The sequence below is a fragment of the Halochromatium salexigens genome, from assembly GCF_016653295.1.
GTDB lineage: Bacteria > Pseudomonadota > Gammaproteobacteria > Chromatiales > Chromatiaceae > Lamprobacter > Lamprobacter salexigens.
On sequence record NZ_NHSF01000022.1, the window covers coordinates 1 to 12180 of the forward strand.

11 protein-coding genes are annotated in these 12180 nt (G+C 64.6%); 8 read left to right on the forward strand and 3 right to left on the reverse strand.

The genetic code is table 11. The features are described 5' to 3' along the window. The first annotated feature begins 169 nt into the window (after positions 1 to 169). From CCR82_RS04100 to CCR82_RS04115, 4 genes are all read left to right on the forward strand, one after another. Positions 170 to 1117 carry an IS1595 family transposase gene (locus CCR82_RS04100; RefSeq protein WP_201244143.1) on the forward strand — a complete coding sequence of 316 codons (948 nt, stop codon included), beginning with the start codon at positions 170 to 172 and terminating at the stop codon, positions 1115 to 1117. A 181-nt stretch (positions 1118 to 1298) separates the two neighbouring features. Then, positions 1299 to 1694: an HAD-IA family hydrolase gene (locus CCR82_RS04105; protein ID WP_201244144.1), complete on the forward strand. Its 396-nt coding sequence runs from the start codon at positions 1299 to 1301 to the stop codon at positions 1692 to 1694. A gap of 319 nt (positions 1695 to 2013) precedes the next feature. After that, a complete protein-coding gene (locus CCR82_RS04110; protein WP_201244145.1) occupies positions 2014 to 3525 on the forward strand; it encodes a multiheme c-type cytochrome in 1512 nt (503 codons plus the stop codon). A gap of 123 nt (positions 3526 to 3648) precedes the next feature. Continuing rightward, positions 3649 to 4212, forward strand: a complete 564-nt coding sequence (locus tag CCR82_RS04115) for a tetratricopeptide repeat protein (protein ID WP_201244146.1) — start codon at positions 3649 to 3651, stop codon at positions 4210 to 4212. Between the two features lie 33 nt (positions 4213 to 4245). Here CCR82_RS04115 and narL read toward each other — a convergent pair whose 3' ends face one another. Both narL and CCR82_RS04125 read right to left on the reverse strand, forming a co-directional pair. Continuing rightward, positions 4246 to 4959 carry a two-component system response regulator NarL gene (gene narL, locus CCR82_RS04120; RefSeq protein WP_201244147.1) on the reverse strand — a complete coding sequence of 238 codons (714 nt, stop codon included), beginning with the start codon at positions 4957 to 4959 and terminating at the stop codon, positions 4246 to 4248. Positions 4960 to 5026: 67 nt separating this feature from the next. Further along, positions 5027 to 7039, reverse strand: a complete 2013-nt coding sequence (locus CCR82_RS04125; protein ID WP_201244148.1) for an ATP-binding protein — start codon at positions 7037 to 7039, stop codon at positions 5027 to 5029. Positions 7040 to 7287: 248 nt separating this feature from the next. Here CCR82_RS04125 and CCR82_RS04130 point away from each other — a divergent pair, with 248 nt between their 5' ends. Continuing rightward, the gene (locus CCR82_RS04130; protein ID WP_201244149.1) at positions 7288 to 8076 is read left to right on the forward strand and encodes a Crp/Fnr family transcriptional regulator; all 789 of its coding nucleotides are present in this window, start codon (positions 7288 to 7290) and stop codon (positions 8074 to 8076) included. Positions 8077 to 8240: 164 nt separating this feature from the next. On the opposite strand, the gene CCR82_RS04135 is transcribed toward CCR82_RS04130, so the two are convergent. Beyond that, positions 8241 to 8807 (reverse strand): hypothetical protein, encoded by a 567-nt coding sequence (locus CCR82_RS04135; RefSeq protein WP_201244150.1) that lies wholly within the window; start codon positions 8805 to 8807, stop codon positions 8241 to 8243. Positions 8808 to 9011: 204 nt separating this feature from the next. On the opposite strand from CCR82_RS04135, the gene CCR82_RS04140 reads away from it, so the two are divergent. From CCR82_RS04140 to CCR82_RS04150, 3 genes are read left to right on the forward strand one after another with little or no spacing between them, the layout of a single operon-like run. Then, positions 9012 to 9671, forward strand: a complete 660-nt coding sequence (locus CCR82_RS04140; protein ID WP_201244151.1) for a c-type cytochrome — start codon at positions 9012 to 9014, stop codon at positions 9669 to 9671. Beyond that, the gene (locus tag CCR82_RS04145; RefSeq protein WP_201244152.1) at positions 9668 to 10975 is read left to right on the forward strand and encodes an NAD(P)/FAD-dependent oxidoreductase; all 1308 of its coding nucleotides are present in this window, start codon (positions 9668 to 9670) and stop codon (positions 10973 to 10975) included. Before CCR82_RS04140 ends, CCR82_RS04145 begins: the two co-directional genes overlap by 4 nt. Before the next feature lie 16 nt (positions 10976 to 10991). After that, positions 10992 to 12149 (forward strand): NnrS family protein, encoded by a 1158-nt coding sequence (locus CCR82_RS04150; protein WP_201244153.1) that lies wholly within the window; start codon positions 10992 to 10994, stop codon positions 12147 to 12149. Positions 12150 to 12180 lie beyond the last annotated feature (31 nt).

A 12180-nucleotide genomic window follows, 5' to 3' on the forward strand; every position in this document is an offset into this window, starting at 1 on the left:
CGTCTAAAATAACGAATCTATTTAAAGCAACTGATCGTGTTGAGGGTGGACCCTTGCCAGTCACAATGGCGTACTGAGAGTATGACATTAAAGCCTGCCGAATAGACTTTCACCGGGAATTGCTGCTCTAGTCTAGACTTCCAAGAGGGCAACCAGCCGGAGATAAGCGATGGCACAGAACAAGATCCAGTTTCAGAAGGGTTTGAGTTTACAGCAGTTTCTCTCGGACTACGGGACTGAGGAACAGTGCCAGCGGGTCCTTGAGGGCGCACGCTGGCCACAGGGGTTCGTCTGCCCGAGCTGCGGCCATCAACACGAACCGGTGCGCTTGCGCACCCGAGCGCTCTTGCAGTGCCGCCACTGCCGTCATCAGACCTCGCTGACAGCCGGGACCATCTTTGCTTCGACCAAGCTGGCGCTGAGCACCTGGTGGCTGGCGATGTTCCTGGTGACGCAACAAAAAAACGGCCTCTCAGCCCTGGAGCTCAAGCGCCATCTTGGCGTCTCCTACCTCAGCGCCTGGCGTGTGAAGCATAAGTTGCTGCAGGTGATGAAAGAGCGCGACGAGCAGACTCCGCTCAGCGGCGTCATCGAAGTCGATGATGTGTACTGGGGCGGGGACGCTCACGCGAGCAAACCGGGCCGCGGCTCACCGACCAAGACCCCGTTCATCGCCGCGTTGTCCCGCAACGATGACGATCACCCGATCGGGCTGCGTCTCGGCAAGGTCAAAGGCTTTCGCAAGGCGGAGGCCGAGCGCTTCGCCAAGCGCCACTTCGATCCCGACGCCATTGTCGTCACCGACGGTCTCGCCTGCTTTCGTGGCATCGCGACCGCCGGTTTCGAGCATCAACCCGTGGTCACCGGTGGCGGCTACCGCCGCATGGCGATCCCCGAGTTGCAGTGGCTCAACACTGTCATCGGCAACGTCAAAAACAGCCTGCACGGGGCTTACCATCAGGCCAGCGGCAAACATCTGCCGCGTTACCTCGGGGAGTTCTGCTATCGCTTTAACCGCCGCTTCGATCTCGCAGCAATGCTGCCGCGCCTGGGCTGGGCTGCGGCGCGCACGCCACCGATGCCGCATCGGCTCCTAGTATTGGCTGAGCCTAGTTAATAATCAGGAGCGCTGATACTGTGTCCCCCAGGTGCGCGCCGCTATGCAGAGCGTGCGGGCATCATCCCAGTACCGTTCGAGGAGGCGCTCGAGGCCGAGTCGCTCATCATCGCCGATCAGCAGGATCTGCGCTGGCCCGAGCACATGGACCTGGCCGCGAGCCTCTTGCTGCGTCGGCTCGATGCCGGCCTGCCGTTGCGGCTGTTGCTCTGCAATCCCGCCCGACTTGGTCTATCCGGTGGCGCCCGGGCGGATCGGCCTCACCGCCGGGGCCTTGGCGGCGATGCTCGAGGCCATCATCCGCGAGCGGTGGCCCGATCAGGGCATCGGCTTCGTGCGCCTCGGCAAGCCCGCGCCGGCGCTGTTTAAGATCGCCCGTCGCCAGCTCGGTGTCACGCGGTTGGTGATGCTCGGCGATCAGCTCGCCACCGATATCGCTGGTGCGCGGGCAGCGGGCATCGATGCGGTTTTGGTCGGTACCGGGTTGACGCCTGCATCCGGCAGAGCGGGCACGGCCGTTCGTCCGACCTGGGTCCTGCCGTCGCTTGAGGTCGAGTACCGCCAAGCCGGGCATTGATCATGCCGTAGGCCACCTGCTGCAACTGGACCAAAGGCAGTAGCTCTCGATTCAAGACAACCCATTTAGCTCACGCTTGATATCGATCAAAGAGTTGCACTGACCCACTTGCTCGTCTGCCATTCATGAGACGGATCAAGGTTTGTAAGCCCTTGCTCGCACAGCATGGAGTCAGGACCGACCCGGACGACCTCTTCACGCTCAATGAGGATGCCTCCCGGCACGGGCCTCGAACCGCCCGCCCACCCCATCACGAGAATATGTGAGGGGCGCGCTATCCAGCTGCTCATGACCGCCAGATAAGATCGAGGAGTGCACCATGTCGAGACTTCGCTCGGGCCCGCGCGCCGGCCTGTTCAGCCCGCTGTTAATCGCGATCGTCAGCCTCTTGGTCGCCGCCAACGCCCATGCCGTGCGTCCGGCCGGACAACCCGGCGTCGACTGGGGCGACCCTAAGGGGCAGGCCTGTGTCGACTGCCACATGGGTGAGAACCCGGGCCTGTATTGGGAATGGAACCACAGCCAACACGGTCAGAACGGCGTCACCTGCCTAGACTGCCATCAAGCGCAAGAAGGTGACATCGACGCCTGGAAGCACGAAGACACCTATGTCTCGATCGTCGTCACCCCCAAGGACTGCTCCAAGTGTCATCAAAAGGAATTCGAGGAGATGGACGGCTCGCACCACGCCAAGGCCGGCCAGATCCTGGGCTCGCTCGACAACCTGCTCGGCGAGGTGGTCGGTGGTCCAGCTGCGGTGAATGCCGGTTGTAAGCAATGCCATGGCGGCGAGCTGGAGTTCATCACCGACGGCCGCAGCAAGGACCTGGGTCGACCCAAGCCCGGCAGTTGGCCCAACACCGGCATCGGGCGCATCAACCCGGACGGCAGCCTCGGCGCCTGCACCGCCTGCCATGGTCGTCATCGCTTCAGCAAGGCGCAGGCGCGCACGCCGGATACCTGCGGCAAGTGCCATGTTGGCCCCGATCATCCGCAGATCGAGGTCTACAACGAGTCCAAGCACGGCATCATCTACCGCGCCAAGGTCGACGAGATGAATCTCGAGTCGGATAAGTGGGTTGCCGGTATCGACTACAGCGCCGCCCCCACCTGCGCGACCTGCCACATGAGCGCCTCCCCGCATGAGGCCTCGACGCACAATGTCGGTGAGCGCATCTCCTGGACCCTGCGGCCACCGATCTCGACCAAGATCAACCTGGTCAAGCTCGAGAATGGGCAAGAGTTCGACGTCCCCGAGGGCCAGCCGATCCCTGCCGTGGGCGACGAGGCCAAGGACTCGACCGTGGTCGAGGTGCTGACCTGGGAAGACCGTCGCGGCAAGATGGAGGATATCTGCTACGCCTGCCACGAGAAGAGCGTGATCGACGGCCACTACTCGCAGTTCGACAACGTGGTGGATCTCTACAACGAGAAGTTTGCCAAGCCGATCGCGGCGACGATGGATGACCTCAAGGAGCAGGGCTACATCACCCCCGCGCCATTCGATGAGAAGATCGAATGGACCTGGTGGGAGATCTGGCATCACGAGGGCCGTCGCGCCCGTCATGGCGCCTCGATGAGCGGCCCCGACTACACCTGGTGGCACGGCATGTACGAAGTCGCCCAGCATGCCTACTTCAAGTGGATTCCGGAGCTCAAGGAGGTGGTGATCAAGAAGGACGGCAACGACGAGTACGCCGTCGCCTTGCTCGAGAAGCACTTCAAGCCGATCGACGGTCACGACTGGTACTTCAACGGCATGAGCAAGGATCAGATCGAGACCGTGCGCAAGGGCTTTGAGGCGCGTTATGGGGAAGGGGCGCTGAAGTAGCCAACCGCTGCTGGCCGAGACCGAGACGCTCCACTGCGTTTGACTGCTTGATCGCCGGGTCGGCGCAGTGGAGTGACTCACCGTCCAAGATAGCCGCTCGAAAGACTGCCCTCAGGTAACGCCATGCACAACGCACTGCGACTGATCACCACTGGTACCGTACTCACGCTGGCCATCGCCTTGGCTACGGAACAAGGCCTCGCTGAATCGGCCCCAGCGAGCGCAGCAAGCTCAACCAGCCCAGTAAGCCCTGACGGCCCCGTCGCCAGTCCGGGCAGCTCTGCCAACCCTGCTAGCCCCACCAACCCAGCCGACAGCGTCGGCGCCCTGATCGAGCAGGCCGAAGCGCAACTCACGCGCGGCGAGACTCAGGCCGCCATCGCGACACTGGACGACGCGATCGCCGCCGACCCCTCATCCAGTCTCGCGCACACGCGCCTCGGCGGTGCTTATCTGCTCAGCCAGGAGTACAGCAGCGCCATCGACCAATTCCAGCAGGCCATCAGCAGCGACAGTCAGAACGCCGGCGCCTTCATCGGCCTCGGCGTTGCCTATCTGCACCTGAAACAGGCAGGCCCCGCCAAAGCCGCCCTGACCGAAGCCAAGCGGCTGAATCCGGCTAAGCGCACCGACATCGACGCCCTCCTCGCCCGCATCGAGCAGACCGCGTCGGCGCATCACCCCTGAGAACCCGTCCATCAACGTCTTCCCGATTCAGACTCACACTGGCCGTTCACGCGCAGGTCTGACGCCATCACGCGCATTCAAACACCAGACCGCAGCCTCGACGCGGCTGTGCAGGCCGAGCTTCTTCAGCAGATGCTTGACATGGACCTTCACGGTGCCGATCGCGAGGTCAAGCTCCCGGGCGATCAGCTTGTTGCTGAAGCCCTTTGCCAGCAGCTCCAGCACCTCGCGCTCGCGCTGTGTGAGACCGGCCTCATCAAGGCCCATCGGCCCGTGGTGGCTGCGTAGCGCGCGGGCGAGCAGATCGGTCAACTGCGGGCTGATCACCAGACGCCCGCGCATCGCCTCGCGCAATTGCTCGAGAATCTCCTCGGGCTCCATGTCTTTGAGCAGGTAGCCATCGGCTCCGGCTCGTAAGGCAGCAACCACATCGGTCTCGTTATCCGAGACAGTGAGCATCAGGACGCGGGCGTCCTGAGACGGGACCGGATCTGTCGCCGGCGCCGCGCGCAGCTGGCGCAAGGTTTCGATGCCATCCCAGCCCTTCATGTTCAGATCGAGCAGGATCAGATCCGGTTGCAAGTCGGCGGCGAGCCGAACCCCCTCCTGACCATCCGCGGCCTCCCCCACCAAACAGAGGCTCGGCTCCAGCGCGAGCAGATCGGCGACGCCTTTGCGAAAGAGCGGATGATCGTCGATCAACAGGACGCGCGTGGGCTGCTGTTGCTCAGTGGCTATTGTCTTCATGTTGATCGCTCTGCTGCCGGCGGCTTAGGCTGAGTGTCGGGAGAGGCCATGGCGGTGGGAGATGACCCTAGACCTGAGCACGTGAGCGGGAACGGAAGCACAACAATACGCACGACCCCTTCCCAGCCTCTGAATCGACGGTCAGCTCGCCACCCAAACTGCTCGCGCGCTCACGCATGATGCTCAGCCCATAGTGCCCGCGCCGGGGCTCGGTCGAGTTGATACCGCAGCCATCGTCGCGAACCTCGACCCGCACCGCCTGGAAGTCGGCATCCGCCTCCAGACGCACCTTCACAGTACGAGCCCGCGCATGGCGCGTCGCATTGGAGAGGGCCTCGCGCACGATCTGGAGCACATGCACCTCCTCATTCGGTGACAGCAGGCTGGACGGCAGTTGATCATCGAGCACGATGACGAGATCACCCCGCAAACGGAACTCGTCGACGGTCTGCGCGAGTGCGGTCTCCAGCCCCTGGCCGTCGATCTTGAGCCGGAAGGTCGTCAGCAACTCACGCAGTTGCCGGTAGGCGCTGTTGATGCCTTCGCGCAATTCACCCAGGATGGCCTCTGGCGGCGGCTGCCCGTTCGCGGCTGGCGCCTTGATCGCGCCATCGAGCCGCATGGCCTGGATCTTGAGATACGACAACGACTGCGCCAGCGAGTCGTGCAGCTCGCGCGCGAGGATGCTGCGCTCCTCGTGCAGCACCAGGCGGCGACTCTCGCGGATGCGGCCCTGCAGGTTCAAGGCTGTCGCCAGCTGCATGGCCAAGGCTTCGAGCAGCGGTTGCTGCCAGGGCTCGAGCGGCACCCCGTCGCGGCAAACCACCCGCAAGGTGCCATAGCGGCGGTCCTGATCGGCCACCGCGACCGCGATGATCGAGCCGTTCTGCGTTGTCGACGCCACGGCACAGAGGGCACAGGGGCTCCCAGGCGGGTCCGCGCTGATCGGCGAGCCTGCCGCATCCAAATGCTGGCTAGTTCCGATGCAGAGTCCCGAATCGCCAACCGAATCGCCTGAGGCATCACTGCCGGCATCACCCATTGCATCGCGGATCAGGTTGCCGACCGTCTCGCCAACTGGGTCGCCAATGGCGTCGTCGGCAGCGTCGCCACTCGGCTGGCCGCCAAGTGCGTTGCCCGTCGGCGCTCCGGTCATGCTGCACCGATCCCGCAAGCAGAGCGTCACTGACGCGAGCTTCAACTCCCGTTCGAGGTCAAGCAACACCGCGCGCAGGGTCTGATCCGAGATCATGGCGCCATCCAAGGCACGGCTGGTGCGGTAGAGCAGCTGCAGCGAATGGTTGCTGCGCGCCAGATCCCGGGTCTTCTCGGCGACCCGTTCTTCGAGCTCGTTGTAGATGTTCCAGAGGCCGCGCGTCATCAGGTTCATCGCCGCACCGAGTCGCCCAAGCTCATCCTCACCAACGAAACCGGTCCGCGCCGAGAAGTCGCCCTGCCGCACCCGCTCGGCGCACTGCAACAGGGCGTCGAGCGGTCGCACCAGGCGCCGCTGCACTAACAACAGGGTCACCAGTACCGCCAGCAGGGTCAGCCCCAGGGCGCCGGCCTGCATCCAAGCCAGCCCATCGATGCGCTGTTCGGCGCGGTCCTCAAGCCTGCGTACCAGGGTATGGATCTGCTCAACGAACGCATCGACCTGAGCGCGATAGCCCCGTTCGTCCCTCGCGATCGCCTCGGCGTTGAGCGCCGGGCGCATCCGCTGGCGCCAGCGCTCGGCAACCTGTTCATAGGCGATGCGCAGCGGATCGGTCGCCGCGTTCGGGAGCGCTTTGGTCAGTCGTGGACTCGCCAAGCGCTGCTCCAGCTCATCGGCCAGCTGCCGCGCGCGCTCGGCTCGCGCGCGGGCCGGCAGCGTCGAGTCCGCGAGCACCGCCGCGATGCGGTAGGACTGCATGCGCAGCGTGCCGGATTGGTTCACCGCCGAGGCCATGCCCTGATTGACTTGTGCGACCAGCATGGCGCCGATCATCGCCGCCATACCAAGGACCAGGATCAAGCCCATCAGCAGGCCGATGGTCAGCAGGAGCGAGTGTCTTGGAGAGGCCGAGGTCGACAGCATGGATGGAGGTTCTACGCCAAGCCGACGGGGAGCGAAAGAGGACTACCTCCAAAAAGCGGGAGGTTCCTACTCGGCCCGGGCCGAGCCTTCAAGCGGTCAGGTCATCGCCAAGAAAAACAAGCGTCTAGACAAGACCCTCTCTACCCAAAAGGGGGTAACCCGCACATCTTTGGTCGGATGTTCACTGGCTTGCACCCTCGCCCCGACCGGTTAGGCTTGAGCTGAATCAAGCTTGACCGGCCATCGCCATGAACCACGCCGACCGCGAGAAGACCTGCCTGCCGCTGCTGGAGACCGCACCCGGCTTTGCCTCAGTGCCAGCCGATGGCTTGCGTTATCTCGCCGCAGGCTGCCATCAACGCACCGCGACCCGCGGACAGGTACTCTGTGAGCGCGGTCAAACACTGGACGGGTTTCATCTGCTGCTGCGTGGCCGGATCAAGCTCTCGCTGCTGTCTGCAGAGGGCGCCGAGCGGGTGCTCGACATCGTTCTCCCGGGGCGCACCTTTGGCGAGTCAGCCGCCTTCCTTGGACGGCCCTGTGCGCTGCACGCCGAGGCCTTGATGGATTCCCGGCTGATGGTTGTCGATCTGAAGCGCGTGCGCAGCGCCATCGAGCGCTGGCCCGAGGTCGCGCATCTGATGCTGGGCTTGGTCGCCGAACGCTCGCAGCGGCTGATCGCGGATCTGGAGGCCTGCTGCCTGCATTCGGCCGCGCAACGGGTCGCGGCGATGCTGCTGCGCGATGCCCAGAGCGATGAGGATGCGCCGGATCGCGCGACCCTGGAGCTGCCGGCAGCCAAGACCGTGGTCGCCTCGAGCCTGAATCTTTCCGCTGAAACCTTCTCGCGCGAGCTGCATGGGCTGGCCCGGCGCGGGCTCGTCGAGGTCGAGCGCCGCCGGATTCGGATTCCCTCGCTCGAGCAATTGCGTCGGCTTGGGGGGCTGGATGGCGCCGAGATGGACGCACAGAACGCCCTTGCTGTTGATGCGGACAGAATGCAGGCGCCGCGTTCATTCACGCCAGCCTACCCCTGATGATCGACAGCAAAATTAGGAACAGCCCAGCGGCTAGCGTTTGGGCCGCGGCTGCACGCCGGGAGCAGTGCGACGATGGCCTAGACTGCTTCGAGATCAGAGGTTCAGACCGGTCTACTCCACGAGGCTGCCCTTGGTGCCAAGGTGCCAATTTTACCGCGCGATCATTGGCTCTGGTGGAGCTCGATCACCTGCACGCGATCCGCAGTTTGCTCGGATAGCTCAGCGCCGAGATGCAGATAGGCGCCTGGCTCCTGACTCGCACCGCGCATCAGGGTCAGAGGCTGCTCGGCGGCAACGGCACCGCTGCTGTCCCTGGCGATCATGATGACCGGCACCTGCAGCCCCGGCTGGCGCGGCCAAGCGTCGGCATCCGCCAGCGGTGCCTTGATCTCCAGCAAGACCTCGACGCGTCCGCGGCGTTGATCAAAGGTCTGCGCAGCGACCCTAAGCGGTTCGCCTTGCAGCCCGGCGCCGAGGCGCCAATCAACCGGCGAGCCCATGCTCGTTGCTGTCGTTGCAGGCTTCGCGGCAGCGAGCTGATCTGTTGGAGGGACAGCCTGCGCCGCCTGTTCGACGCGCGCCAACCGTTTCGTCAATAGCTCGGTGCGTGCCTCAAGCTGAGCCAGACGTGCCGCCAAGACGGGGTCAAGCTCAGCGCTTGTGCGACTGAACGACTGGATCAGGATCACCGCTAGCAGCAGAGCGACGAACAGGATGGCAGGCTTCATGGTCAGCTCCGACGAAAGACTAAACAGGCAGGCTTGAGCGCACTGAGCAGGATGCGCTTAGAAGGCGACTAAGTTGCCACTGTGATTGACATCTATCAATCGATTTAGGTGCGTTTTCACAGGCTTGAGATGTATCAAGAACCTACTCGAGGCAGCCGCCACACTAGCGCAGAGACCCCAAGAGTGCTGTGAGGAGATGCCTCCATGAATAATCGCTGCCCCGACCCTGATCGACCGCTCAGCCAACGACCTCGGCTGGCGTTTGTTACACGGTTGCGCCCCAGGCTGCAGACCCTTTCCTGGTTACTTGCGCTGCTGCTCGCCGGCGGCGCCTTTACAGCACAGGCCGAGGGCGTCCGCTCCGCGGCCATGCTCTCTCACACCTGCGCCGGCTGCCACGGCACCGAGGGCGCCAGCGCCGGCGAGGTGATGCCGACCATCGCCGGCATGGACAAGGGGTATCTGCTCAAGGTGCTCGAGGACTACAAGGACGATGTGCGCCCATCGACCATCATGGGCCGCATCATGCGCGGCTACAGCGATCAGGAGATCGCCGCCATCGCCAGCTTCTTCGCCTCCCAGCCCTGGGTCTCGACCGAGCGACCGATCGACGGCGAGCTGGCCTACCAGGGCGAGCTGATCCACCAGCAGCGCTGCGAGACCTGTCATACCGATGGCGGTCGCGGCCAGGATGCCCGCTCACCGCGGCTCGCCGGTCAATGGGGACCCTATATCGCCTACGCCTTGGAGACCTGTCGCGCCCGCGGCGCCAGCTGCAAGAAGCGCCAGGGCGCCGAGCGCGTGCAGGTGCTCGAGGATGCCGAGATCCAAGCCCTCGCCCACTACTACGAGAGCCAAAAATGAGCGCACAACCGATAAATCCCTCCCGTCGACGCTTTCTGGGCTCGGTCGGCCGCGCAGCGGCGGGAACCGCGGCGGTCGGTCTACTGGGCGCCCCAGCCATCCTCCGTGCCGACACGCCCAAGGCACGCGTGGTCGTGGTCGGTGGCGGTTACGGCGGCGCTATCGCCGCCAAGTATCTGACGATGGCCGACCCGGACCTGCGCGTGACCCTGATCGAGCGCAATCCGGTCTATGTCTCCTGCCCGCTCAGCAACGAGGTCCTGTCCGGCGAGCGCGACATCGACAGCCTGACCTTCGATTATCGGGGCTTGACGCGTCGCGGCATCGCGGTGATGGGCGATGAGATCATCGAGATCGACCCCGAGCAGCGCTTCGTGCGCGGCAAGGGCGGCGCCCGCTACAACTACGACAAGCTGATCCTCTCGCCCGGGGTCGCGTTCGACTTTGGCGCCATCGACGGCATGAGCGCCGAGCTGGCCGACTCGAGCATCCCGCACGCCTGGAAGGCCGGCCCGCAGACCCTGCTGCTGCGCAAGCAGCTCGAGGCCATGCCCGATGGCGGCGTCTGCGCCATCGTCGCACCACCGAATCCGTTCCGTTGCCCGCCCGGCCCCTATGAGCGGGCCGCGCAGATCGCCCTCTACTTCAGCCATCACAAGCCGAAATCCAAGGTGATGATCTACGACGCCAAGGATGCCTTCTCCAAGCAGGGGTTGTTCCAGGCCGGTTGGAAGGAGCACTACGGCGACATGGTCGAATGGGTCTCGGCGGCCGCCGGCGGCGCCATCGAGGCCATTGACCCCGACAGCATGACCCTAACCGGTGTGGTCGAGGACTTCCAGGCCGATGTGATCAACCTGATCCCGCACCAGCGCGCCGCGCAGATCGCCGTCGACAACGGGCTGGTCGACGACAGTGGTTGGTGTCCGGTCGATCAGCAGACCTTCGCCTCGACGCTGCAGCCCGACATCCATGTGATCGGCGATGCCGCCATCGCCGGCGCCATGCCCAAGTCCGGCTATTCGGCCAACTCTCAGGGCAAGGTCTGCGCCATGGCGGTGGCCGCCGCGATCAATGGCGAATCGCCACCCGCGCCCTCCTACGTCAACACCTGCTACAGCATCCTGGCGCCCGATCACGGCATCTCGGTGGCCGGTGTCTATGAGCTGAAGGATGGCGAGATCGTCTCGGTGCCTGGCGCCGGTGGGCTGTCCGCGCCCGATGCCGATGCGCGCACCCGGGCGATCGAGGTGCAGTTCGCCCTCGACTGGTATCGCAACATCACAGCGGACATGTTTACCTGATACCCAATCCCGGCCCATGCCCAATCCATACCCGTTGCTGTCTCTTGGCTTCCGCCCGTTCTTCCTCGCCGCTGGCGCGATCGACTGCCTCTCGCTGCTGGCCTGGCTGGCGATGCTGCACGGGCTGTTGCCGATCAATCTGCGCTTTGCCGGCAGTGCCTGGCATGCCCACGAGATGCTCTATGGCTACACGCTGGCAGTAGTCGCAGGCTTCCTGCTCACGGCGGTGCGCAACTGGACTGGACAGAACACCGCGTCTGGCACCGAACTGGCGGGGCTGGTGCTGCTGTGGCTGATCGCGCGCGCCTTGCCCTGGCTGGCGCTGCCGGTCTGGGGTGATGCCCTGCTGGCTGGTGCCTTCCCGCTGGCGCTGGCCTGGTCGATGCGCAAGCCGCTGTGGAACGGACCGAATCCGGTCAATCGCGTCTTTCTACTGATCTTGGGCGGGATGGCCGTTGCCGCAGCTTGGAGCCATCTGAGTGCGGCCGGCGCGGTGCCGGCAGAACTGCTGGATGCCGACAGCCTGATGCTCGGCTTGGTGCTGATCACGCTGCTGATCGTCTCCGGCCGGGTGCTGCCCTTCTTTACCAAAGCGGCGATCAACGACGCCGAGCCCAAATCATCGCAGTGGCTGGAGGTGACCACCTTCGTCGCTGCAGGCGCCTGGTTGACCGCCGATCTGATCAGTCCCTGGCCGGCGCTGAAGGCCATCGCCGCCCTCGCCTTCGCGCTGAGCCTGATCGCCCGCCTCGCCGGCTGGCATGATCGGCGCGCCTGGCGGATTCCGATCCTCGCCGTGCTCTACGCGGGCGCGCTCTGGCTGATCGTTGGGTTGATCCTGGATGCCGGCGCCGAGCTTGGTCTGATGGCGTCCAATGTCGCCCTGCACGCGCTGACCGCCGGTGCGATCGGCGTCTTCACCCTCGGCATGATGGTGCGCGTGACCTTGGGCCATACCGGCCGGGCGATGGTCTCGCCACCGTCGATGATAGCCGCCTTCGTCGCGATCAACCTCGCGGCGCTGATCCGAGTCGCATTTCCGCTGCTCTGGCCGGCGCAGTACAACAGCTGGATGCTGCTCTCGGGCCTACTCTGGAGCGGTGCCTTCGCCGCCTTCCTGGTCGTCATCGGGCCGATGCTGCTGGCACCGCGCGTTGATGGTCGGCCGATCTGAAGCGACCGACTCCGTCGGCGCCATTCCTTCA

Bases quoted from the DNA above. Each gene is read 5' to 3' on its own strand.
- CCR82_RS04150 (WP_201244153.1), top strand. From the start codon at position 10,992: ATGCCCAATCCATACCCGTTGCTGTCTCTTGGCTTCCGCCCGTTCTTC.
- CCR82_RS04110 (WP_201244145.1), top strand. From the start codon at position 2,014: ATGTCGAGACTTCGCTCGGGCCCGCGCGCCGGCCTGTTCAGCCCGCTG.
- CCR82_RS04140 (WP_201244151.1), top strand. From the start codon at position 9,012: ATGAATAATCGCTGCCCCGACCCTGATCGACCGCTCAGCCAACGACCT.
- CCR82_RS04125 (WP_201244148.1), bottom strand. From the start codon at position 7,039: ATGCTGTCGACCTCGGCCTCTCCAAGACACTCGCTCCTGCTGACCATC.
- CCR82_RS04145 (WP_201244152.1), top strand. From the start codon at position 9,668: ATGAGCGCACAACCGATAAATCCCTCCCGTCGACGCTTTCTGGGCTCG.
- CCR82_RS04135 (WP_201244150.1), bottom strand. From the start codon at position 8,807: ATGAAGCCTGCCATCCTGTTCGTCGCTCTGCTGCTAGCGGTGATCCTG.
- CCR82_RS04115 (WP_201244146.1), top strand. From the start codon at position 3,649: ATGCACAACGCACTGCGACTGATCACCACTGGTACCGTACTCACGCTG.
- CCR82_RS04100 (WP_201244143.1), top strand. From the start codon at position 170: ATGGCACAGAACAAGATCCAGTTTCAGAAGGGTTTGAGTTTACAGCAG.
- CCR82_RS04130 (WP_201244149.1), top strand. From the start codon at position 7,288: ATGAACCACGCCGACCGCGAGAAGACCTGCCTGCCGCTGCTGGAGACC.
- narL (WP_201244147.1), bottom strand. From the start codon at position 4,959: ATGAAGACAATAGCCACTGAGCAACAGCAGCCCACGCGCGTCCTGTTG.
- CCR82_RS04105 (WP_201244144.1), top strand. From the start codon at position 1,299: ATGCCGGCCTGCCGTTGCGGCTGTTGCTCTGCAATCCCGCCCGACTTG.